General features: G+C 67.0%; 25 protein-coding genes. 13 read left to right on the forward strand and 12 right to left on the reverse strand.

Annotated elements, in window-relative coordinates; genetic code table 11:
• The first annotated feature begins 146 nt into the window (after nucleotides 1-146).
• The 4 genes from Hhyl6_RS14840 (at nucleotide 147) to Hhyl6_RS14855 (ending at nucleotide 2,632) form a co-directional block, all read left to right on the forward strand.
• Nucleotides 147-479 carry an MTH1187 family thiamine-binding protein gene (locus tag Hhyl6_RS14840; RefSeq protein ID WP_483740029.1) on the forward strand — a complete coding sequence of 111 codons (333 nt, stop codon included), beginning with the start codon at nucleotides 147-149 and terminating at the stop codon, nucleotides 477-479.
• Nucleotides 480-503: 24 nt separating this feature from the next.
• Entirely contained in the window at nucleotides 504-1,436 is a 933-nt protein-coding gene (gene mch, locus Hhyl6_RS14845) for a methenyltetrahydromethanopterin cyclohydrolase (protein WP_483740030.1), read from the forward strand.
• Entirely contained in the window at nucleotides 1,436-1,912 is a 477-nt protein-coding gene (locus tag Hhyl6_RS14850) for a double winged helix-containing putative transcriptional regulator (protein WP_483740031.1), read from the forward strand. The genes mch and Hhyl6_RS14850 overlap by 1 nt, the downstream gene beginning before the upstream one ends.
• 75 nt (nucleotides 1,913-1,987) lie before the next feature.
• Nucleotides 1,988-2,632 (forward strand): class I SAM-dependent methyltransferase, encoded by a 645-nt coding sequence (locus Hhyl6_RS14855; protein WP_483740032.1) that lies wholly within the window; start codon nucleotides 1,988-1,990, stop codon nucleotides 2,630-2,632.
• On the opposite strand, the gene Hhyl6_RS14860 is transcribed toward Hhyl6_RS14855, so the two are convergent.
• The 4 genes from Hhyl6_RS14860 to Hhyl6_RS14875 all read right to left on the reverse strand — a co-directional run bounded on the left by Hhyl6_RS14860 (nucleotide 2,626) and on the right by Hhyl6_RS14875 (nucleotide 6,460).
• Complete coding sequence (locus Hhyl6_RS14860) at nucleotides 2,626-3,240, reverse strand: NAD(P)-dependent oxidoreductase (RefSeq protein ID WP_483740033.1); 615 nt, start codon at nucleotides 3,238-3,240, stop codon at nucleotides 2,626-2,628. The genes Hhyl6_RS14855 and Hhyl6_RS14860 overlap by 7 nt on opposite strands.
• A 48-nt stretch (nucleotides 3,241-3,288) precedes the next feature.
• The gene (locus tag Hhyl6_RS14865) at nucleotides 3,289-4,923 is read right to left on the reverse strand and encodes a GTPBP1 family GTP-binding protein (RefSeq protein ID WP_483740034.1); all 1,635 of its coding nucleotides are present in this window, start codon (nucleotides 4,921-4,923) and stop codon (nucleotides 3,289-3,291) included.
• 258 nt (nucleotides 4,924-5,181) lie between these two features.
• Nucleotides 5,182-5,862, reverse strand: coding sequence for a phosphoglycolate phosphatase (locus Hhyl6_RS14870; RefSeq protein ID WP_483740035.1), 681 nt, complete (start codon nucleotides 5,860-5,862; stop codon nucleotides 5,182-5,184).
• Between the two features lie 37 nt (nucleotides 5,863-5,899).
• The gene (locus Hhyl6_RS14875) at nucleotides 5,900-6,460 is read right to left on the reverse strand and encodes a J domain-containing protein (RefSeq protein WP_483740036.1); all 561 of its coding nucleotides are present in this window, start codon (nucleotides 6,458-6,460) and stop codon (nucleotides 5,900-5,902) included.
• Nucleotides 6,461-6,548: 88 nt separating this feature from the next.
• On the opposite strand from Hhyl6_RS14875, the gene Hhyl6_RS14880 reads away from it, so the two are divergent.
• Nucleotides 6,549-6,749, forward strand: coding sequence for a hypothetical protein (locus Hhyl6_RS14880; protein WP_483740037.1), 201 nt, complete (start codon nucleotides 6,549-6,551; stop codon nucleotides 6,747-6,749).
• A 1-nt stretch (nucleotide 6,750) separates the two neighbouring features.
• Here the strand turns inward: Hhyl6_RS14880 and pyrF are convergent, their stop codons facing one another.
• Nucleotides 6,751-7,578, reverse strand: a complete 828-nt coding sequence (gene pyrF, locus Hhyl6_RS14885) for an orotidine-5'-phosphate decarboxylase (RefSeq protein WP_483740038.1) — start codon at nucleotides 7,576-7,578, stop codon at nucleotides 6,751-6,753.
• 124 nt (nucleotides 7,579-7,702) lie between these two features.
• Between pyrF and Hhyl6_RS14890 the strand changes: the two genes are divergently transcribed.
• Entirely contained in the window at nucleotides 7,703-8,185 is a 483-nt protein-coding gene (locus Hhyl6_RS14890) for a hypothetical protein (RefSeq protein ID WP_483740039.1), read from the forward strand.
• 2 nt (nucleotides 8,186-8,187) lie between these two features.
• On the opposite strand, the gene Hhyl6_RS14895 is transcribed toward Hhyl6_RS14890, so the two are convergent.
• Nucleotides 8,188-8,541 (reverse strand): DUF7993 family protein, encoded by a 354-nt coding sequence (locus Hhyl6_RS14895; protein WP_483740040.1) that lies wholly within the window; start codon nucleotides 8,539-8,541, stop codon nucleotides 8,188-8,190.
• Nucleotides 8,541-8,981 (reverse strand): DUF2240 family protein, encoded by a 441-nt coding sequence (locus Hhyl6_RS14900; RefSeq protein WP_483740041.1) that lies wholly within the window; start codon nucleotides 8,979-8,981, stop codon nucleotides 8,541-8,543. Before Hhyl6_RS14900 ends, Hhyl6_RS14895 begins: the two co-directional genes overlap by 1 nt.
• A gap of 162 nt (nucleotides 8,982-9,143) precedes the next feature.
• Between Hhyl6_RS14900 and Hhyl6_RS14905 the strand changes: the two genes are divergently transcribed.
• Nucleotides 9,144-9,515: a 30S ribosomal protein S8e gene (locus Hhyl6_RS14905; RefSeq protein WP_483740042.1), complete on the forward strand. Its 372-nt coding sequence runs from the start codon at nucleotides 9,144-9,146 to the stop codon at nucleotides 9,513-9,515.
• 317 nt (nucleotides 9,516-9,832) lie between these two features.
• Here the strand turns inward: Hhyl6_RS14905 and Hhyl6_RS14910 are convergent, their stop codons facing one another.
• Nucleotides 9,833-10,831, reverse strand: coding sequence for a PhoU domain-containing protein (locus Hhyl6_RS14910; protein WP_483740043.1), 999 nt, complete (start codon nucleotides 10,829-10,831; stop codon nucleotides 9,833-9,835).
• 325 nt (nucleotides 10,832-11,156) lie between these two features.
• Between Hhyl6_RS14910 and Hhyl6_RS14915 the strand changes: the two genes are divergently transcribed.
• From Hhyl6_RS14915 to pstB, 4 genes are all read left to right on the forward strand, one after another.
• Nucleotides 11,157-12,176 (forward strand): phosphate ABC transporter substrate-binding protein PstS family protein, encoded by a 1,020-nt coding sequence (locus Hhyl6_RS14915; protein WP_483740044.1) that lies wholly within the window; start codon nucleotides 11,157-11,159, stop codon nucleotides 12,174-12,176.
• 92 nt (nucleotides 12,177-12,268) lie between these two features.
• A complete protein-coding gene (pstC, locus tag Hhyl6_RS14920; RefSeq protein ID WP_483740045.1) occupies nucleotides 12,269-13,279 on the forward strand; it encodes a phosphate ABC transporter permease subunit PstC in 1,011 nt (336 codons plus the stop codon).
• Nucleotides 13,279-14,931 carry a phosphate ABC transporter permease PstA gene (gene pstA, locus Hhyl6_RS14925; RefSeq protein ID WP_483740046.1) on the forward strand — a complete coding sequence of 551 codons (1,653 nt, stop codon included), beginning with the start codon at nucleotides 13,279-13,281 and terminating at the stop codon, nucleotides 14,929-14,931. The genes pstC and pstA overlap by 1 nt, the downstream gene beginning before the upstream one ends.
• The gene (gene pstB, locus Hhyl6_RS14930; protein ID WP_483740047.1) at nucleotides 14,931-15,815 is read left to right on the forward strand and encodes a phosphate ABC transporter ATP-binding protein PstB; all 885 of its coding nucleotides are present in this window, start codon (nucleotides 14,931-14,933) and stop codon (nucleotides 15,813-15,815) included. Before pstA ends, pstB begins: the two co-directional genes overlap by 1 nt.
• A gap of 33 nt (nucleotides 15,816-15,848) precedes the next feature.
• Here pstB and Hhyl6_RS14935 read toward each other — a convergent pair whose 3' ends face one another.
• From Hhyl6_RS14935 to Hhyl6_RS14950, 4 genes are all read right to left on the reverse strand, one after another.
• Nucleotides 15,849-16,694: a TatD family hydrolase gene (locus Hhyl6_RS14935; RefSeq protein WP_483740048.1), complete on the reverse strand. Its 846-nt coding sequence runs from the start codon at nucleotides 16,692-16,694 to the stop codon at nucleotides 15,849-15,851.
• A 36-nt stretch (nucleotides 16,695-16,730) separates the two neighbouring features.
• Entirely contained in the window at nucleotides 16,731-17,195 is a 465-nt protein-coding gene (locus Hhyl6_RS14940; protein WP_483740049.1) for an NYN domain-containing protein, read from the reverse strand.
• A 114-nt stretch (nucleotides 17,196-17,309) separates the two neighbouring features.
• Nucleotides 17,310-17,660 (reverse strand): hypothetical protein, encoded by a 351-nt coding sequence (locus Hhyl6_RS14945; RefSeq protein ID WP_483740050.1) that lies wholly within the window; start codon nucleotides 17,658-17,660, stop codon nucleotides 17,310-17,312.
• A gap of 38 nt (nucleotides 17,661-17,698) precedes the next feature.
• A complete protein-coding gene (locus tag Hhyl6_RS14950) occupies nucleotides 17,699-18,082 on the reverse strand; it encodes a hypothetical protein (protein ID WP_483740051.1) in 384 nt (127 codons plus the stop codon).
• A gap of 230 nt (nucleotides 18,083-18,312) precedes the next feature.
• Between Hhyl6_RS14950 and gcvT the strand changes: the two genes are divergently transcribed.
• Both gcvT and gcvH read left to right on the forward strand, forming a co-directional pair.
• Nucleotides 18,313-19,404 (forward strand): glycine cleavage system aminomethyltransferase GcvT, encoded by a 1,092-nt coding sequence (gene gcvT, locus Hhyl6_RS14955; RefSeq protein WP_483740052.1) that lies wholly within the window; start codon nucleotides 18,313-18,315, stop codon nucleotides 19,402-19,404.
• Nucleotides 19,401-19,784: a glycine cleavage system protein GcvH gene (gene gcvH, locus Hhyl6_RS14960; RefSeq protein WP_483740053.1), complete on the forward strand. Its 384-nt coding sequence runs from the start codon at nucleotides 19,401-19,403 to the stop codon at nucleotides 19,782-19,784. Before gcvT ends, gcvH begins: the two co-directional genes overlap by 4 nt.
• Nucleotides 19,785-19,838: the final 54 nt, after the last annotated feature.

A 19,838-nucleotide genomic window follows, 5' to 3' on the forward strand; every position in this document is an offset into this window, starting at 1 on the left:
TCTTCTCAGGCGGGCCTGCCCTTCCCCGGGTCGCGCGACGGAGCGCGCTCCCGGCCGACGACCCGTCTCGCACGCGTGAGAGTGAAATTGCGGCCATCGTCCCCCAGAGCGCCAGCGTTAGGTCGCCGCCGTCCACAGCTACGACCATGACCTGTATCGGCTTCCTGTCGGTCGCACCGGTCGTCGAGGAGAGCATGGCCCCCTACGTCGCCGACGCCGTCGCGGCGCTGGACGACTTCGACGTCGAGTACGAGACGACGCCGATGGGGACCATCATCGAGGCGGAGGACAGCGAAGAGTTGTTCGCGGCGGCCCACGCCGCACACGAGGCCGTCGGCGCACAGTCCGACCGCGTCGAGACGTTCCTGAAGATAGACGACAAGCGCGGGGTCAACCAGCGCGCGAGCGAGAAGGTCGACGCCGTCGAATCGGAGTTGGGTCGGGCCGCCCGGAGCGACGGGGCCGAAGGCGGAGATTAAAAGGCAGGCTGCCAAAGACCGCGTATGGACAGTCTCAATCGGATGGCCACGGAACTCGTCGACGAGGCCATCGACTTCGCGGACGAACTCACGATAGACGTACACGCGCTCTCCGGCGACGCCGCGGTGCTCGACTTCGGCGTCGAGGTGCCCGGTGCCGTAGAGGCCGGGATGGTCCTCGCGGAGATACAGACGGCGGGGCTCGCGACGGTCCAGTCCACGATGGACACCGTCGCCGGCGCCCCGCTGACCCACGTCGAACTGTCGACGGACCACCCGGCGCTGGCCCTCCTCTGCTCGCAGAAGGGCGGGTGGGAACTCTCGACGGCGGACTTCGAGGGCCTCGGGAGCGGCCCCGCCCGTGCGCTCGTCGCCGAGGAGGAGACGTTTCAGCGAATCGGCTACCGAGAGGAGGCCGATTTCGCGGTGCTCGCCGTCGAGACCGACGTGCTTCCGGACGAAGATGTCGCCGCGCAGGTGGCCGAACGCACGGGCGTCCCCGAGACGGGCGTGTTCCTCCCCGCGTTCTCGACGGCGAGCGTCACCGGGAGCGTCGTCGCGGCCGCCCGCGCGGCGGAACTGGCCGTGTTCCGCCTCGCCGAACTGGGCTTCGACCCCGTGTCCGTGCTCTCGGCGAACGCACGCGCCCCGGTCGCACCGGTCGCCGGCGACGAGGCGGCGGCGATGGCCCGCACGACCGACGCGCTGGCCTACGGCGGTGAGGTCCACCTGACCGTCGACGAGCGGTTCGACCGGTTCGACGAGGTTGCCTCCGTCGCCGGGTCCGAGTACGGCGAACCCTTGGAGAGCGTCTTCGAGGACGCCGACTGGGAGTTCGCCGACCTCCCCGTGGAACTGTTCGCGCCGGCGAAGGTCACGGTGGACGTGGTCGGCGGCGACACCCACGTCGTCGGCGAGACGCACGAGGACGTGCTGGCCGAGAGCTTCGGACTCTGATGCGGTTCAAGGTGGCGCCCCCGCCTCGGTCACTACCGTTCCTCGCGGACGCGCACGAGGCGGTCCCGCTGGTCCCCGACGCCGAGTCGGACTGCTGTGGGGCCATCCAGCGGGCGACGGACGTCTCCGACCGGGAGACAGCCCGTGAGTTCCTGACCTTCCTGCGGGCGCTCGGACTCGTCGCCGAGACGGACCGCGGCTACCACCGAACGCGGGTCGAACCCGACCGCGAGGCGCTAGGGACGGCGTTTCGCGAACGCGTCTTCGCCGCCGCGGAACTGGTCGACGCCCTCGGCGAGGACCCACTGACGGCCGCCGAGGCGTTCGAGGCCGTTCGGGACCTCGTGCCGCGGTGGGAGCGCGAGCGACACGCCGACTGGGAGGCCGTCTGGCAGACGCGGGTCGAACACCTGCTGGGGTGGGCGACGACGTTCGGGCTGGCGAGTCGGACCCCCGGCGGCTACGAGGCGGTCTGACGACGGCCGGCGCAGTTTCTTAGCCACGGCCGCCGTCAGCTACGGTATGCCACCGACTATCGAGGAGGAGCGACCGTGAGCACACCCGTCTGGCACGGATATCCGCCGTATCGGCCCGGTACGCGACCGGTCTCTGCGAGAGCCTACGGGTTCGACGCCGCCTACTCGGGCGTGCCGGCGTGGGACATCGGACGGCCCCAGCGAGCGTTCGTCGCGCTGACCGAGGCAGACGAGATTCACGGGCGGGTCCTCGACGTCGGTTGTGGCACCGGCGAACTGTCGCTGTATCTGGCCGACCGCGGCCACGATGTTCTCGGCGTCGACTTCGCACCGCAGGCCATCGCACAGGCGCGGCAGAAGGCACGCTGGCGGGGGAGTAGCGCGCAGTTCCTCGTCTGGGACGCACTCGCCGTCGACAAACTCCCGATGCGGTTCGGCACGGCGACGGACTCGGCGCTGTTTCACTGTCTGAACGACGCGGAACGGGAGCGGTACGTGGCGGCGCTCCACGACGCGCTGAACCCGGGTGGGCGGTTGTTCGTGTTGGCCGCGGCGGCCCCCGAGCGGTGGGGCCGACAACCCGGCGGCGTGGCCTACTCGGAGTTCGCGGACCGGTTCGCCGACGGGTGGGACCTCGCGTGGGTGCGGACCGCCGCGTTCGAGAACCGACGCTATCCGTACCAGCACCCGGCCTATCTGGCGAAGGCGGTCCGTCAGTAGGCGATACCGACCCGCTCGCAGTGGTGGCGACTCTCGACGACGGTGTCGTAGACGAACGCGGCCACGTCGCCGGTCGAGACGGACTGGCCGCCGTCGGGGAGGTAGTCGACGGCCGTTCGGTAGTGGTTCGTCGGCGTGCCGTCGGGCATCTCCGGCGGGCAGACCAGCGTCCAGTCGACGGTGGAGTCCGTCAGTCGCTCGTAGACGGTCCGGTGGGCCGTCGCGACCCGCCGCGACCGCTCGGGGAACTCGGGCGTGTCGAGGCGGAGGTGGTCGGGGGTCGCCTGCAGGATGCCGGCGGCCGCGACGGCGACCAACCGGTCGACGCCGCTGGCCTCCATCGCAGTCACCACGTTCTCCGCACCCGTCGTCAGCACAGACGGGTCGTCGCTCACGTCGGGCCCGATAGCGGTACAGACCGCGTCGTGGTCGGTGACGGCGGCCGTGACCGCGGTCCCGTCCGTGACGTCGCCTTCGACGACCCGACTCCCGGACGGGGCCGTGGCGCCGTCCCGAACGAACGCGGTGACGCGGTGGCCGTCGCTGTGGGCGTACTCGCAGACGCGCCGGCCGACCCGACCGCTCGCGCCGAAGACGAGAATGTTCATGCGACGACACAGACACCCGGCGGGTAAAGGGGTAGTACCTAACCGGAGTCAATCGGTCGTGATGTCCGTGACGGTGCCGACGCCCTTCGACCGGCCCTCGCGGAAGACGAACTTCTGTCCCTCCTCGACGAGGTAGGAGCGGAACTTGAACCGGACGGTGGTCTCGCCGGCGTCGCCGGGGAGCAGTTGGCCGTCCTCGGGGTGGAACGCGGCCGCCTCGCTGACGGTTTCGAGGTGGACGACCGGTTCGTAGCCGTCCCCGATGCGGGTCGGGTGGTTGAGCACCATCACCTCCGCCTCGAACTCGCGGACCGGCGTCGGGTCGGCGTCCCGTGGGACCAGCGCCATCCCGCGTTCGATGTCCGCCTCGCGGACGCCCTTGAGCGCGATACCGACGATGCGGCCGGCCTTGGCCTCGTCCACGCGGTAGTAGTGCATCTCGATGGAGCGGACCTCCACCTCGCGGAACGTCCCGTCCTGCATCGGCCCGAGGAGGAGTTCGTCCCCGGCCTCCACCTCGCCCGACTTGATGGTGCCCGACGCGACGGCGCCGACGCCCTGTACGTTGTACGTCCGGTCGACGTACATCCGGAACTCGCCGACTTCACCAGTCGTCTTCGGGAGTGACTCGAACATCGCGTCGAGGACGTCGAGGCCGTCCTGCGTGACGGCGCTCGTGGTCACGACGGGAACGACCGTCTCGGAAATCTCGTCGATGGCCGCCTCGACACCGTGGCGCTCGACCCTGAGTGGCGTCTTGTCGACCTCGCGGAGCGCTCGCTCGACGCTCCGCTCGACTGCCGTGACTCGTTCGTCGGTCACGATGTCCGTCTTGGTGATGGCGACGATGGTCGGGAGGTCCGTCGCCAGCAGGATGCCCAGATGCTCGCGGGTCGTGGCGGTGACGCCGTCGTCCGCAGCGACGGTAAGCAGGCCGTAATCGAGTTTCTGACCGACCAGCCCTCGAATCGTCGTCCGGAGCCACGGTTCGTGGCCGACGGTGTCGACGAACGACACCAGTCGGTCGGACTCCTCGACCACGCGTGCGCGATCACTTTTCCGGTGCGGGTTGTCCATCCGGACCGGGCCGTCCTCGTCGAAGCCGTAGACCCCGTAGGAGAGGTCGGCCGAGAGGCCTCGCTCGATTTCGTGGGGTTGCACGTCGAGGAACCCGCGGGTGTTGCCCTCGCCGTCGTCGGCCTCGCCGGTGACGAGGGACCCGACGAGCGTGGATTTCCCGTGGTCGACGTGGCCGGCGGTACCGACGACGATGTGGTCGTCGTCTTCGAGGACGGCGCCCTCTCTGACGGTGGCGACGCCGACGATGCCCTGTGGCTCGTCGCCGTCGTCCGACTCGGCGTCCGAGACGCCGTCGACGCCCCACGTCTGGACCTCCTCGATGTGGGCGCCGGCTTCCTCGGCCAGCAGGCTCAACACGTCCATGGACTCTGAGAACGCCTCGGGGGCGATACCGGCGAGGCCGCCGTCGTCGGTGACGCCGACGACGTACGTCGCCTCGCCGTCCCCGGAGAGGACGCGATGTCGGAGTTGTGCGGTCAGCGACTCCAGTCGACCCTCCGAGAGGTGCAGGTCCTCCGTGAGCCGCTCTTTGAACTCGACGCTGCCGCCCTCCTGTTCGCCGCGCTCCAGCGCGCGCCGGAGGACAGCCCGGTCGGGGCTCATGAGAACCCGTAACGGAGGCCGAGATAAAAGCCTTCCCCGGGTTTGGACCTGCTTACCGGTGTTTTCGGGAGTGAATGAGTCTATCTCTCACAGTACGGCCGGCCGAGCGTTTATGTACTAGTCCGAGGGGAATCCCGCGCGTGAGGCGTGCCGCCGCACGGGTCTCGCGGTCGCGCGACACCCGCCCGTGCGGACGATAGCGTGCGCTGTCGGTCACGCGCCGTCTAAACCGGGTGTCGCCAGTTCGCTTTCGGAGCGCTACGAGCGGTACGGAGCAACGGCTTCGAGGAACCCGTCGGCGTACTGTGCCGCCGTCACCCGGTCGGCACGCGCCCGTGCCGTCTCGTCGGCGTTTGACACGGCGACGGCTTCGCCGACCACGTCGAAGGCCTCCGCGTCGTTCTCGGAGTCGCCGACGGCGAGGAACGACGAGGGGTCGCGGTCGAGTTCCGCACAGATTGCCTCCAGACCGGTCCCCTTGTCGACGCCGGGGTCCGTGACGTGGTAGGCGAAACCGGTGTCGAGGACGACGAGACCGTACTCCTCGGCCAGTCGTTCCAGCGGCGCCAGCGGTTGGTCTGGTCTGACGAGTACTTCCGTCTCCCGCCAGCGGTTCGCCAAGTCCACCGCCCCGAACCCGATTTCGTGCCCCAGTTCGCGGTACGCCTCGGCGACGGCGAGGCTGGCCTCGTGGTCGCCCCGCAGTTGGAGTTCGTCCGTGGCCTCGACGAACACGACGCCGCCGTTCTCCGCGACGACGGTACGCTCAATACCGAGGAACTCACAGAGAGCGATGGGAAAGGGCATCGCCTTCCCGGTGGCGATGACCACCGTATCGGACCACTCGCGCAACACGGGAAACACGCGCGGGTCGATGGCGCGGGACTCGTCGGTGAGCGTCCCGTCGATGTCGACGAGCAACGGCGGCGTCTCTGGCATACCCTACCTGACGCCCGGACGGGTTTGGCCGTTGCGGTCAGTCGTCGGTCAGCGTCTCGTAGGCCGCTTTCACTCGCTTGAACTCCGCCTCGCTGCCGGTGTCCGTGTCGGGGTGGACCTCCTTGACGCGCTCTCGGTACGCCTGCTTGACCGTCTGTTGGTCGGCGCCCGGGTCCAGGCCGAGTCGGTCGTACGCCTCGGCAGGGGAGGGACCGTTGGACTGCTGGATTCGTTGCCGGCGGCGCTGTCGTTGCTGGGCACGCCGACGGCGTTGCTCTCGCCCCGTCTGTCTGACGCGGCGACCGAAGTCGTCGGCCCGCCGGCCGTCTCGCGGCGGCGTCCACTCCTCGCGCGGCCCCGCACCGAACCCGCCGCGTCGGCTCTCCCGAGACCGCGTGGCGGCCCGCCGCTCGACGCGTTGGTAGAGGTTGGCCGCCATCTTCCCGCTCAGATGGTAGTACATGAGGTACGTGGAGGCGGCGAACATCAGCGCGAGAAAGAGCACGGCCGGGTTCACCAGAATCCCCACCACCGTCAGCACCGCTGTCAGGACCGCGAACACCGCGGCGACGCCCGTGATGAGCCGGTCGTACTGCACGAATCTGGATTCGGCCCACAGAACCGTAAGCGTCTCGCCTGTCCTCGCCAGCAAAGCGTTGAAGGCCGAATGCGTGCTACAAATTAGCATGAGTGTATCGGGCCTCTGTGACCTCTGTGACCAACCCGACGTCGAACACGGCTGTGACCGCTGTGGCCGCCTCGTCTGTGACCGCCACTGGGACGAAGCGACGGGGTTGTGCGTCGAGTGTGCGACAGACGTGGGGTCGCCCGGAGAGCGGACCGACCCGGAAAACATGCCGGACGGCGTCGACACGTACCGCTTCTGAGTCAGCGGAACTCGTTGAGGCGCTGTTTGAGTTGCTTCGCCGACTGGCCCGCCGCCTCGAAGAACTTCTCGGATGCCCCGCGGTCCGCGGCCGCCTCGCCGGCGAAGATGATGCCCCGCGAGGAGTTGACCAGACCGACGCCGTCGGCCAGTCCGTACTCGACGGCGGCCTCAGCGTCGCCGCCCTGCGCGCCCACGCCCGGGACGAGGAACGGGATGTCGGGGACGAGTTCGCGTATCTCCTCTAGCTCCTCCGGCGCGGTGGCACCGACGACGAGGCCGACGTTGCCGTTGTCGTTCCAGAGGTCGGCGAGGTGGACGACTCGTTCGTACAGCTTCTCCCCGGACGCCAGTTCGAGGTTCTGGAGGTCGGCACCGCCGGGGTTCGAGGTCCGGCCGAGGACGAATATGCCCTTCTCCTCCTGCTGGAGGAACGGTTCGAGCGAGTCCCGTCCGAGGAACGGGTTGACCGTGATGGCGTCCACGGCGGGCCCGTGGTCGTCGTCGAGAATCTTCGCGTACTGGCGGGCCGTGTTGCCGATGTCGCCGCGCTTGGCGTCTAAGAGGACCGGCACGTCCTTGCCGTGCGCGTAGGCGACGGTTTCCCGGAGGGCCCGCCAGCCGTCGGGGTCCTCGTAGAAGGCGGCGTTGGGTTTGAAACAGGCGGCGTGTTCGTGGGTCGCGTCGATGATACGGCGGTTGAACTGCCACCGGGGCAGGTCGGCGTCTCGGACCGTCTCGGGGAGACGGGCGGGGTCCGGGTCGAGTCCCACCGAGACGACGCTGTCCGCGGCCGCGATGCGGTCGTGGAGGCGGTCGAAGAACTGCATAGGTACCGGCGCGACGGGGACGGATACAAGCGTTTCCTTCTCCCACCGCACCGGCGTCGACCGAGAATCAAATTTGAGACTCAGACCCCGCGTCTATTTGATAGTGGCCGCTCAATCGCGGGTCATGGACCGTACCCTCGACGTCGGACACGTCGCGGAGACGCTGCCGAACCTCCGTGAGGCACTCGAGGACCCGCGACTGCGACCGTTCGGGGTGGTCGGCGGTACCGGACTGCTCGTCGTCGGCGCGGCGCTGTCCGTCGCACCGACGACCGGGACGTCCGCGTTCTGGTCGAACGCAGTCGCGGCGACGCTCGTCTTCGTCGGCGTCCCGCTGTTCTGTCTCGGCCTCGCGGCGCGGGAACCGGCCGCCGAGTCGCGCTTCCACATCGGCGTGAACCTCTCGCCCAAACAGCGACAGGCCGTGGCCGTCGGCGCACTCTGCATCACGCTGGCACCGATAGTGATGGCGCTCGGGTCGTCGCTCGGCCTCTCGGTCGTCGTCCTGGCCTCGGCCGCGACGATGGCGTTCGTGGGGTCGGCGTTGGTTCTCACCGGGTTCATCGCGTGGACGGCAGAAACGCTCGCAGAACCGGGGTCGGCCTGACCCTAGCCGAGACGGTCGGCGAGCACGTCGACCAGTGACTTCACGGCCGCACCGCTGTGGGCGACGATAACGGTCTGGTCGTCCGTTTCTTCGACCGTCACGTCGTCGCGTTCGACGTCGACGGACGCCGTCCCCGTCAGCCTCAGTCGTGCCGTCTCGGCCGTGACGTACACGTCGCCGAGACGCTCCCCCTCGGCGTCGATGCCGAAGGCGAAGGCCCCCTCCGGCGTCGGTTCGACGTCCGGGTCGGCGTCGGCCACCGACAGGGTTCCCAGCGGGCCACGTTCCAACCCCGTCACTTCGGAGGCGAGCAACTGTCCGATTCGCTTCCCGTCGGTGATTCGGTCCTCGACCATCAGAGGTCCTCCCGCGCGTCGGCCGCGACGTCTTCGACTCCGACGCCCTCGCTGCGGGCGTAGACGACGGCGGCCGCCTCTAGCGTCACGCCGAGGTCGGACTGGAGCGAGTTGATGCCGGCGACGGCCGTCTGCTTCTCGACGCCGCTCTCGACGACGGCGTCGAGTACCCGCTCGAAGGTCGAACGGGACTGCAACACCTCCTCGCCCGGCGAGAACCCGTCCGGGACGTCGACGCTGGTGGCGTCGAACGTCACGGCGAGGGCGTCGTCCTCGCGTTCGACGAGGCCCTCGCTGGCCGCGACGTCGACCAGCGACTTCGCTTGGTCCGGGGAGAACCAGTTCCGGTCCAGCGAGAGGGCGACGACGAACTCGCTCTCGGCCATCCGGTCGGTCCCGCGCTGGCGGAACGGCGCGGCCACGGCCGTCTTCAGACTCATCGTTCTGGCAACCGTCCGGGCTCGGCGTAACCATTACGATTGCCGGAGCGTCGGACGAGCCACTATGCCACGTGACAGCCCCGTCGAGACCACCGTCACGGAGCCACACACCCTTGGCCCGGCATCGAACGGTTCAAGTAGCCGCTGGGTCATGAATCGGGTATGAAAGACCAGGGACGCTCCCCTCGCAAGCGGACAGGCGGTCGACGACGCCCGAACCACAAGAAGAAGAAGCACGAACTCGGCCGCGAGTCGACCGAGACGCAGGTCGGCGACCAGAAACTGAAGGTCGTCGACTCCCGCGGGAACACCCAGAAGGTCCGCGCCGTCACCACCGACGTCGCGACCGTCGCCGACGGCGCCGAGACCCGCGAGGCGACCATCGAGAACGTCGTGGAGAACCCCTCGAACCCCAACTACGCCCGACGGAACATCATCACCAAGGGCGCAATCGTCGAGACTTCCGAGGGCGAGGCCCGCGTCACCTCCCGTCCCGGACAGGACGGGCAGGTCAACGCCGTCCTCGTCGAGTAACGCTTCTCAGCGACTCTCTCTCAGCGTTCGAACCGCACGGAGCCGCGGCTATTCGCCGTCGGTGCCCGGTAGCGTACGTGACGGCGGCTGGTGCAGGGCCGCCGTCGAGGTGACGTGCAGTAACTGACTGACGAAGTGACGCCGGTGGTGCGTCTGTCGCACGCCGTAGAATAGTTGGCCATCATTAATTATAAAGCACTAGGGCAGTTCACGTTGGCCCACCGACAGCGACGTCTACGCCTACTCGGTTCGGACGGCGAACGTCGATACCTGAAAACGAGGGCGGGTGCGGCGTCGGTGCTCGAGCGGTTCTACGATTAGGGCCGCGGGGCGGCCTTCTGGAGCGCGCTCTCCGCGATGTTCCCACCGTAGTCGGCGGTCCGGGACAGCGAGTCGACGACCCGGCCCAGAATCTGGGCGCTCTGGGGGTCCAGTTCGCGGACCTCGCTGTCGACGTCTCGGGCCGTGGCGTCGACGTCGGGGATGCGGCCGCGCGCCTCGTTGGCCTTCTCGACCGCCTCGTCTGAGTCGTCGGCCAGTAGCGCGTCCATCGCCGTCTCGGGGACGGAGGTCGCCTCTGATTCGAGTTGGCGCAGGAGGTCCGCCGTCTCGCCGGTTATCTCGCCGATTTCCTGCGAGAGGCCGGCTATCTTCGTCGCGTGGTCGGCGATACGCTCCAGTTGCCGGGCGCTGGACTGGTAGTCGAACACCGTCTCGCGGGGGAAGCCGATTTCGTTGGCCGCCGTCGGGTTCCGGAGGACCGTTCGGAACACCCGAGAGACCATGTACCAGAGGCGGTCGACGTCGTCGTCGCGTTGCATCACGTCCTCCGCGAGGTCGTCGTCGTCCTCGATGAGGGCTTCGACGGCGTCCGAGAGCATCGTGAGCGACACCAGGCGCATCCGGGTGATGGCGTTGTGCACCGAGAGTTCCGAGGAGTCCAGCAGGTCCTGTAACACCACGCGGTCGGACGTCTCCTCGATGACCTCTAGGCCGACGAGGCCCTGCGTCGCGTCGCGGATGATGCGTCGCTGTTTCGCGGTGATTCGCGGGGCCTCCAGCCTGATGACGTCGAACCCGCTGACGTACATCGTCATGACCGCGCGCGTGAGTTCGTGTTTGTTCTCCAGACCGCCCACGTCGAGGGTCCCTTCGACCCGGTCGTCGTCCCGTTTCGGAGCGAGCAACAACAGGTCCTCCTCGGCGTGGAACTCGACGACGCTCCCAGCGCTCACGTCGTTCTCTGTCGCCCAGTCCTTCGGGAGGGAGACGGTGTACGTCGACCCACCGGTCACCTGCACCTTGCGAGTCTCCATGTAGGTCCGTATCAGTCCCCCCCTGCCATAAATCCATCTCTATCTATATATTTCTTGAACGATTCGGTCGAGTCGGGCGGTTCTCCACGTGTCTAGCCCGGTCGGAATGCAATCTACGTTCGGAATCGGCCGCTTTACGACGAACAGCGCGTTTCGACCGTACCGTCACAACCCGGGTACGACGGGGGTATGTGACGTCGCCGTCTACGTTCACGGCTCATAGTGGTGGCCATGTTGGTCGTTGTCAATTGCGAACTATATAGATAACGTAGTGGTCTATACACGTCATAGTAGGGTACTTATTCGCCTCTGGTCTTGGCATCTGATGATGGCAGACTCACCGAACCGCGGCGTCTCGCGTCGTAGTTTTCTGGCAAGCACAGGTGCCGTCGGAGCACTCGCTCTCGCCGGGTGTACCGAGGGACCGTCGAACAGCGGCTCTGGCGGCGACGGTGGCTCTAGCGGTGACGGTGGCTCGAGTCAGCTCTCGGGTGAAATCAACATCACGGGCAGCAGCACGGTCTACCCGGTCGCCACGGCCGTCTCCAACCGGTTCCAGCAGGAGCACTCCGGCGTCGACATCAGCGTGAGTTCGACGGGGTCCGGTGGCGGGTTCAGCAACCACTTCTGCGTGGGGAACTCCGACTTCAACAACGCCTCGCGACCCATCACCGACACCGAAAAGCAACTCTGTAGCGACAACGACATCGAGTACCACGAGATAAACATCGCTACCGACGCGCTGACGGTCATCGTCAACAACGAGAACGACTGGGTCGACTGCATGACCCCCGAGGAACTCAAGCAGATTTGGCGGGCAGACGGCGCCTCGAAGTGGTCCGACGTGAAGAGTGAGTGGCCCGACGAACCCATCAGCCGCTTCGGTGCCGCCGACACCTCAGGGACGTTCGATTACTTCAAGGAGGCCATCCTCGGCGAGGAGGCCAACCACACGAGCAACTACGAGGCCACCGAACAGGACAACCTCATCCTGCAGGGCGTCCAACAGGACAAGTTCGGCATCGGCTACTTCGGCTTCGCGTACTATCAGGGCAACAAGGACGCCGTGAAGGCGCTGGGCATCGACGACGGCAACGGCTGTGTCGAACCGTCGCTGGAGACGGCCAAGGCCGGCGAGTACCAACCGCTCTCCCGTCCGCTGTTCACCTACGTCAAGAAGAGCACGCTCAGCGAACAGCACATCGCAGAGTTCGCTCGCTACTACGTCGAGCAGAGCGCCAACTCCTCGCTCATCGCCGACGAAATCGGGTACGTCCCGAAGACGGAGGAGGGCATGCAGAAGGAACTCGACAAACTCAACGGCGTCATCGAAGAGGTCCAGTAGGCGATACGTAGCAGTGTATTGAGAGACGATAGCCCTATAGATACAATCCGGGTACTTTTTCCCGAGATACAGTATATGACTCAACGACTACGATGAGCAACGAGGGACAGACTCCCGACCTCACAGGTGACCGGGGGTTCAGGACGGTCCGGGAGTCGACGTACAGATACGCCCTTGCCGGGTGTGCCGTGTTGTCCGTCCTCACCACCGTCAGCATCATCGGGGTGCTGGTTCTCGACGCCGCCGACTTCTTCTCGGTGGTCCCGATTACCGAGTTCCTGACGGGGACCCGGTTCAGTCCGAACCTCCAACCGCGGAGTTTCGGCGTCCTGCCGCTCATCCTCGGTACCCTTCTCATCACCATCGGCGCGTCGGTGTTGGCGCTGCCGGTCGGTCTGTTGACGGCCATCTACCTGAGCGAGTACGCGACCGACCGCACGCGGTCGATTCTGAAACCAATGCTCGAAGTGCTGGCGGGCGTCCCCACCGTCGTCTACGGGTACTTCGCCATCGTCTACATCACGCCCGCGCTGAACGTCGCCATCACGTGGCTCAACGAGACGTTGCGACTCGGACTCCCCAATCTGGGCCTGTTCAACGGACTCTCTGCCTCTATCGTCGTCGGCATCATGATTATCCCGATGGTCTCCTCCATCAGCGAGGACGCGATGAGTTCCGTGCCCGACTCGCTCCGACAGGCCGGGTACGGACTCGGTGCGACGAAGTTCAACGTCTCGCTTCGCATCGTCGTCCCGGCCGCCGTCTCCGGCATCGCGTCGTCGTTCATTCTCGCCATCTCCCGGGCCATCGGCGAGACGATGGCCGTCGTCCTCGCCGCGGGGTCCCAACCGCCGGACATCCCGGCGGTCCAGTCGGCCTTCGGCATCCCCTACGTCGCGCCGGGCGACCTGCTCGGACTGTACACGGAGAGTTCGGCGACGATGACCGTCGCGATGATAGACATCGCGAGCGGTGACATTTCCGGCGGGTCGACAGCCTACAAGTCCCTGTTCGCCATCGGTCTCACGTTGTTCGTCATCACGCTCGCGATGAACGTCGTGAGCGACGTGGTGGCGAGTCGATACCGGGAGGAGTACGAATAATGGCCACACAGACACCGACAGAAGACACGACGTCGTTCGGCGAGGTCAGCCGCCTCAAGGGTATCGCGTTCAAGTACACGTCCTTCGGCGCGTCCATCGTCGGCATCCTCGCGCTGGGCGTCCTGCTCGCGTACGTGTTCTGGGACGCCTTCGGTCTGGAGTCGGCCGGTACGACGTGGTACCTCTCGTACACCGTCACGCTGCTGGTGCCGCTCCTCGCGTTCGTCTTCTACGCGCGCAAGCGGCCAGAGGTGGCGGCCGGCGCGTTCGAACTGACCAGTCTCACGCTGGCCGGCGTGATGCTCACCGTCGCCACCGTCATCGTCCTCTCTGTCATCGCCGGTCCCGCCGTCTGGTTCGCGTACTTCCTGACCGTCGTCGGCCCGGTCATCGGCCTGTTCGTCTACGGACAGTACGACCGCGAGGCGACGTGGGTCGGGTTGGGGATGCTCGTCGCCGTCGTCCTCGGTCCAGTCGTCGGGACGCTGGGGCTGGGCGTCCTCAGTTCGCTCGGCGCCATGTTGGGGTCGCCCGGCATCTACTTCCTCTCGCTGGTCCTGCCCGGTGCCGGACTCGCGGCGTTCCTCGCGCACGACCGGCTCGAACTCACGAGGCGACAGAGCATCGGCATCGGCGTCGGGTTGCCGGTGCTGGCCATAGTCGGCGTTCCGGTCGTCGATACGGTCCCGGCGATTTCTCGCTCCGTGTGGCTCATCGCCCTCGTGATGTTCGGCCTTCCGGTGGGCTTCACCGCCGTCAACACCGCCCAGCGACGCGAGCGATGGGTCGCGTTCGCCCTCCCCGCCATCGCGATTCTCGGCTTCCTGCTGGGCGAGTTCGCCGTCGGCCTCGTCGGCGCGACGGAACCCTCGCCGTGGCTGGACTGGCAGTACCTCACGAGCGGCCCCTCGATTTCCAACGCCGCGGAGGCCGGTCTGTATCCGGCCATCATCGGGTCGGTGTTCCTCATCGTCCTCGTCAGCGTGTTCACGTTCGTCTTCGGCGTCGGGACCGCAATCTATCTGGAGGAGTACGCTCCCGCCAGCGGTCCGCTGGGGACGATAACCCGCCTCGTCAACGTCAACATCTCGAACCTCGCCGGCGTCCCGTCGGTGGTGTACGGGTTGCTCGGACTGGGCATCTTCGTCAACGTCCGGGCGCAACTCGGTCCCATCGAGTACGCCGGATTCGGCGTCGGGACGGTGTTCACCGCGGCGTTGACCCTCTCCCTGCTCATCCTCCCCATCGTCGTCATCTCTGCACAGGAGGCCATCCGGTCGGTGCCCGACTCGCTCCGACAGGCATCCTACGGGATGGGGGCGACCCGCTGGCAGACCATCCGGAACGTCGTCCTCCCCCGGTCGCTTCCGGGGGTTCTGACGGGAACGATTCTGGCGCTCGGCCGGGCCATCGGGGAGACGGCGCCGCTCATCATGGTCGGCGCGGCGACGACGAAGTTCTCCCCGCCGTCCGGCCTGTTCAGCAAACTCACCGCGATGCCGATGCAGATATACGCGTGGGCGTTCCAGCCCTCGCCGGACTTCCGGTACGGCGTCGTCGCGGCGGGCGTCGTCACCCTGCTCATCGTCCTGTTGACGATGAACAGCGTGGCGATTCTCGTGCGGAACAAATACCAACAGGAGGCTCACTAATGACGACAGAGGACATGGCGACCGAGACCGAGGCACAGCACGGTGACGACGAAGCGACCGACTCCCTCATCAGCACCGACCCCGGCAAGGGCGGACTCGACGAGAACGCCGAGCGCGGCGGCGTCACGTCGGGCGAGACGGTCATCCGATCGCGGGACCTCGACGTCTTCTACGGCGAGACGCAGGCCCTGCAGAACATCGACCTCGACATCCCCGAGAAGCAAGTCACGGCGATGATTGGCCCCTCGGGGTGCGGGAAGTCGACGTTCCTGCGGTGTATCAACCGGATGAACGACCTCATCGACATCGCCCGCGTCGAGGGAGAACTGACCTTCAAGGGCAAGAACGTCTACGACGACGACGTCGACCCGGTGGCGCTTCGGCGCCGCATCGGGATGGTGTTCCAGCACCCGAACCCCTTCCCCAAGAGCATCTACGACAACGTCGCCTACGGCCTGCGGACGCAGGACAAGACAGAGAACATGGACGCGGTCATCGAGGAGTCCCTGAAGAAGGCGGCGCTCTGGGACGAGGTCAAGGACCGTCTCGACGAGTCGGCGCTGGACCTCTCCGGCGGGCAACAGCAGCGTCTCTGCATCGCCCGGGCCATCGCCGTCGACCCCGAAGTCGTCCTGATGGACGAACCGGCCTCGGCGCTTGACCCCATCGCCACCTCCCAAATCGAGGACCTCATCGAGGAACTCTCCGAGGAGTACACCGTCGTCATCGTCACCCACAACATGCAGCAGGCGGCCCGCATCTCCGACAAGACCGCCGTCTTCCTCACCGGCGGGGAGCTCGTGGAGTTCGACGACACCGACAAGATATTCGAGAACCCGGACAGCCAGCGCGTCGAGGACTACATCACCGGGAAGTTCGGGTAACGCCGCCGGAGCCTCTTTTCGTCGCCGGTCGTCTCACCCGTTCAGCGTCGCCTCGGTGTCGATACCGTACACCTCGTGTGGCGTCTCGACGTGGGCGGTCCGCACCGCCTCCTCGTGACCCTCCTCCAACAGCCAGCGGACGCGCCGCGGCACCGTCTTCGGCCCCAGTACCGCGCCGGGTCGGTCCGGGTCGTCGATGTAGTCCGTCTCCATGAGGAACGGGTCGCCCTCCTCGATGGCTACCTCCAGTTCGTCCTTGTCCGCGAGGACGGACTTCGTCGGCCCCTGCAACCGGCCGCCGGAGTAGTGTTTGACGACCTGTCGGCGGTCCATGCCCCGCTCCTCGGCCCACTGGGCCACCTGCTCGAAGTCCTCGCCGCCCTCCGTGTGCAACTGCACGGCGAAGTCCCCGTCGGCGGCCAGTTCGAACGCGTGGCACATCACTTCGTTCGAGACGTCCCAGACGTCCTCGTCGACGTCGTAGTGGGGTCGCCCGGACTTGATTGCCAGCGCCGGGCCGTCGGTGACGTACTCGGCGGCTACGTCCAGTCCCGTCTGCATGACGTCGCGGGCCTCGGCGGGCGTGTAGCCCTCCTCAACCAACCGAGAGACGAGCGCCGGGTGGACGCCGAGCACCGGCCACGCTCGGCCGGGTAGTACCTCCGTCGCGGACTCGACAGCGCCGACGGTCAGGTCGAACGCCTCGCGGAAGGTGTCCTCGTCGGTGGCCGCCTCCACGAGGTGCCACGACGGCTTGTTGAGGACGAGCAGGTGGGTCCCGCCCTGCGCCGCGAACTCCTCGACTGCCTCGACGTTCCGGCCCTGTACCGGGTCCAGATGCATGTGGTTGTCGAGCACAGGCGTTGCCTCGATGTCCATGTCCGAGGGTCCGTCGCCCGACTCAAAAGGGGTTCGCTATTCCACGTCGGCTTCCAGCGAGAGGGCATCTTGGGCCGCGTTCTGGAGGGCGTCGGACTTCCCGTGTTCGCCCGGCGCGAGCGCGACTGTGCGGACGCTGTTCCGGGCAGCCACCTCCAAGGCCGGCTTGAAGTCGGTGTCGCGGGATGCGACCACCAGCACGTCGATGCGGCCGGCGGCGACGGCCTCCGTCGCGTCCACGGCCAGTCGGACGTCGACGTCGCCGCTGGTCGTGATTACCTCGAAACCGCGGGCCTCGCCGGCCTGAATCAGCCCCGGTGAGGCGTTCTCGTCGAGGTAGAGTCTGGTCGTGGCGAGCGGTCCGTACGATTCGGCGATAGTCCTGACCTCGTCTAAGTCGACGTCGAACTCCGAGCGCAACACGTTCGGGCCGTCGACGTACAACCCGACGCGCGTCCGGTCGTCGGTGTCCTCGCCGACGAGACGACGAAACAGGTTCATAGCGCTTCTCGCCCGCCGTTGGGCTTATGTGTGGCGTTTCGGTCGTCTCTTCCCTAGCAGGCAGTAAATTGGATATAGCTATATCGAATGGGTCTGGCACCGGCACGGCCACGGCTACCGAGCGGGTGCGTGTGGGGCCAGCGCCCCGGTCGCTGGCGGGATACGCGCGGTGACGGCGGAACGACGGCGGTGGCCGCCTCGCCCGCACTCACACCCGGTGAGTCCTGACCGGAACGTCGAGTCGCGCTTCGACTTCGTCGATGCTGTCGAACGGCGGCGTATGGGGGTCGGATAGGCGACGAACAGTAGGGCACCGGTACGCAGGTCGTCGACGCGCCAGCCGGGTGCCCCGAGCAACCGGTCGCGGCCGGGCGACTCGACCATCGCGCGCGGGAGTCTCTGGAGCCAGTACAACTGCTCGACGGCCCGACGCTCGATGCCGGCACGACTGGTCGCGACGGGCACCTACAAGTCGCCGCCGAGTGCGGCGAACTGGTTCGGGTCTACCCCGAGGACGTACAGCGGTTCGTGCCCGTCCGGCAGGCGGCCGCGTAGAACGCGCCGAGGCAGTCGACGTAGCCGGTCACCGTTTCGGCGCGTTCGGTCGCGTCGACGCGCCCCGGCGTGACGTACTCTCCGGGGAGTTCGACCGCAATGGCCGAAGGACGAGAGTGGCGGCGGCGCGTCGTCGTCGATACGAACCTAGGGTCGACGTCCCGCACCGACCGGTGAGCGAAGGTGGGGTTCCTGCCGTGACGTCGGCGACGACCCACTCTCGCGAGGTCGCCGCGCGAACTCGTCGACCGCGTACATCCCTCGACGAGGTTCCGTTTCCCCGACTGGCCTGTCGCGCGGTCGAGAAGAACGAACGAGACACACGAACCCATCGGAAGGCCGTCCGGCGTTCCTCCGCAGAGCGGTTGCGATTTCCGGTCGGGGTGCCGTTCGTCTCGGCCGGCAGGGACGAGCAAACCGCTATCTGCGGTCCAGACAGAGGCGTGCTTTCGGGCGGCGTGCGGATTTCATATCGCGCTATACGATTTATACGATGGGTCGAGAACGCGGTCAAACGGGGCCGGAGGCCAAGTAGTAAGGTGCGCGGGGGTGATTTCCCGGTATGACGCTTCGTTCACCCCCGCTCTCGGGAGTACACGAGGAAGCGGGCGCGAGCATGACCGACTTCGGCGGGTGGGAGATGCCCGTCGAGTTCGCGTCGATTCGGGAGGAACACGCCGCCGTGCGGTCGAGCGTGGGGAAGTTCGACGTCTCGCACATGGGGGAAGTCACCGTTCGAGGACCCGACGCCGAGCGACTCACTCAGCGTCTGACGACCAACGACGTGTCGGCGCTCGACCCCGGAGAGGCCCAGTACGCCGCAATCACGAACGAGGACGGCGTCATGTTAGACGACACCGTCCTCTACCGACTGCCCGCGGGAGAGGCCGACGAGTTCCTGTTCGTGCCCAACGCCGGCCACGACGCGGAGATGTACGAGCGGTGGGAGTCCCACCGCGAGGCGTGGGGTCTCGACGCGACGGTGACGAACCGGACGACAGAGTACGCGATGGTCGCGCTTCAGGGCCCCGACGCCCCGGACGTACTCGACGAGGTGACGGACCTCTCGCTGGCCGACCTAGACCAGTTCGACGTGAGACGGGGTGCCGTCGCCGGCGTCGACTCGCTGGTCGCGCGCACGGGCTACACGGGCGAGCGCGGGTTCGAGATACTCTGTCCGTGGGACGAGGCCGAGACGCTGTGGGCCGCGCTGGAGTGTCAACCCTGCGGCCTCGGCGCGCGAGACACCCTCCGTCTCGAGATGGGCTTTCTCCTCTCCGGGCAGGACTTCGACCCGGACGAGGAACCGCGGAACCCCTACGAGGCCGGCATCGGCTGGACGGTCAAACTCGACACCGAGTTCGTCGGCCGGGACGCGCTGGAACGGGCCGACGCGGAGGGCGTCGCAGAGAAACTGGTCGGCCTCGAGCTAATCGACCGGGGCATCCCGCGCCACGGCTACGAGGTGACGACGCCCGACGGCCAGTCGCTGGGCCACGTCACCAGCGGGACGATGAGTCCGACGCTCGGAGAGCCAATCGCGCTGGCGTACCTGCCCACGACGTACACCGAACCCGGAACCTCGGTGCGGGTGGTCGTCCGCGGCGAACCGAAGAAGGCACGTACCAGGGCCACGCCATTCATCGACAGATGAGCTTCGACGTTCCCGACGACCTACGATATCTGGAGTCCCACGAGTGGGTGCGCGTAGACGACGACACCGCGCGTGTCGGCGTCACCGACTTCGCACAGGACGAACTCGGCGACGTGGTCTTCGTCGAACTGCCCGACGAGGGCGCGGACCTGACCGCCGGCGAGGAGTTCGGCGTCGTCGAGTCCATCAAGGCCGTCTCGGACGTGTACGCCCCCGTCTCGGGGACGGTCACGGCCGTCAACGACGCCCTGTTCGACGAACCGGAACTGGTCAACGAGGACCCCTTCGGCGACGGGTGGATGCTCGAACTCGAACTCGCAGACGAGGGCGAACTAGACGACCTGCTCTCGCCCGAGGAGTACGTCGACCAGATAGCGTAGCGGCAGGCGTGCGACTCGCTCGCTCGGACCGGCGGAAGGAGTAGGCTAATGTAT

The sequence above is a fragment of the Haloarcula sp. H-hyl6 genome, assembly GCF_056934455.1.

What these genes read in the sequence shown, in the direction of transcription:
- Hhyl6_RS14910 (WP_483740043.1), bottom strand. Translation starts at nt 10,831, where the DNA reads ATGGAGACTCGCAAGGTGCAGGTGACCGGTGGGTCGACGTACACCGTC.
- pyrF (WP_483740038.1), bottom strand. Translation starts at nt 7,578, where the DNA reads ATGCAGTTCTTCGACCGCCTCCACGACCGCATCGCGGCCGCGGACAGC.
- pstC (WP_483740045.1), top strand. Translation starts at nt 12,269, where the DNA reads ATGAGCAACGAGGGACAGACTCCCGACCTCACAGGTGACCGGGGGTTC.
- Hhyl6_RS14860 (WP_483740033.1), bottom strand. Translation starts at nt 3,240, where the DNA reads ATGAACATTCTCGTCTTCGGCGCGAGCGGTCGGGTCGGCCGGCGCGTC.
- Hhyl6_RS14895 (WP_483740040.1), bottom strand. Translation starts at nt 8,541, where the DNA reads ATGGTCGAGGACCGAATCACCGACGGGAAGCGAATCGGACAGTTGCTC.
- gcvH (WP_483740053.1), top strand. Translation starts at nt 19,401, where the DNA reads ATGAGCTTCGACGTTCCCGACGACCTACGATATCTGGAGTCCCACGAG.
- gcvT (WP_483740052.1), top strand. Translation starts at nt 18,313, where the DNA reads ATGACGCTTCGTTCACCCCCGCTCTCGGGAGTACACGAGGAAGCGGGC.
- Hhyl6_RS14890 (WP_483740039.1), top strand. Translation starts at nt 7,703, where the DNA reads ATGGACCGTACCCTCGACGTCGGACACGTCGCGGAGACGCTGCCGAAC.
- Hhyl6_RS14880 (WP_483740037.1), top strand. Translation starts at nt 6,549, where the DNA reads ATGAGTGTATCGGGCCTCTGTGACCTCTGTGACCAACCCGACGTCGAA.
- Hhyl6_RS14950 (WP_483740051.1), bottom strand. Translation starts at nt 18,082, where the DNA reads ATGGGTTCGTGTGTCTCGTTCGTTCTTCTCGACCGCGCGACAGGCCAG.
- Hhyl6_RS14905 (WP_483740042.1), top strand. Translation starts at nt 9,144, where the DNA reads ATGAAAGACCAGGGACGCTCCCCTCGCAAGCGGACAGGCGGTCGACGA.
- mch (WP_483740030.1), top strand. Translation starts at nt 504, where the DNA reads ATGGACAGTCTCAATCGGATGGCCACGGAACTCGTCGACGAGGCCATC.
- Hhyl6_RS14940 (WP_483740049.1), bottom strand. Translation starts at nt 17,195, where the DNA reads ATGAACCTGTTTCGTCGTCTCGTCGGCGAGGACACCGACGACCGGACG.
- Hhyl6_RS14915 (WP_483740044.1), top strand. Translation starts at nt 11,157, where the DNA reads ATGATGGCAGACTCACCGAACCGCGGCGTCTCGCGTCGTAGTTTTCTG.
- pstB (WP_483740047.1), top strand. Translation starts at nt 14,931, where the DNA reads ATGACGACAGAGGACATGGCGACCGAGACCGAGGCACAGCACGGTGAC.
- pstA (WP_483740046.1), top strand. Translation starts at nt 13,279, where the DNA reads ATGGCCACACAGACACCGACAGAAGACACGACGTCGTTCGGCGAGGTC.
- Hhyl6_RS14870 (WP_483740035.1), bottom strand. Translation starts at nt 5,862, where the DNA reads ATGCCAGAGACGCCGCCGTTGCTCGTCGACATCGACGGGACGCTCACC.
- Hhyl6_RS14900 (WP_483740041.1), bottom strand. Translation starts at nt 8,981, where the DNA reads ATGAGTCTGAAGACGGCCGTGGCCGCGCCGTTCCGCCAGCGCGGGACC.
- Hhyl6_RS14865 (WP_483740034.1), bottom strand. Translation starts at nt 4,923, where the DNA reads ATGAGCCCCGACCGGGCTGTCCTCCGGCGCGCGCTGGAGCGCGGCGAA.
- Hhyl6_RS14935 (WP_483740048.1), bottom strand. Translation starts at nt 16,694, where the DNA reads ATGGACATCGAGGCAACGCCTGTGCTCGACAACCACATGCATCTGGAC.
- Hhyl6_RS14850 (WP_483740031.1), top strand. Translation starts at nt 1,436, where the DNA reads ATGCGGTTCAAGGTGGCGCCCCCGCCTCGGTCACTACCGTTCCTCGCG.
- Hhyl6_RS14840 (WP_483740029.1), top strand. Translation starts at nt 147, where the DNA reads ATGACCTGTATCGGCTTCCTGTCGGTCGCACCGGTCGTCGAGGAGAGC.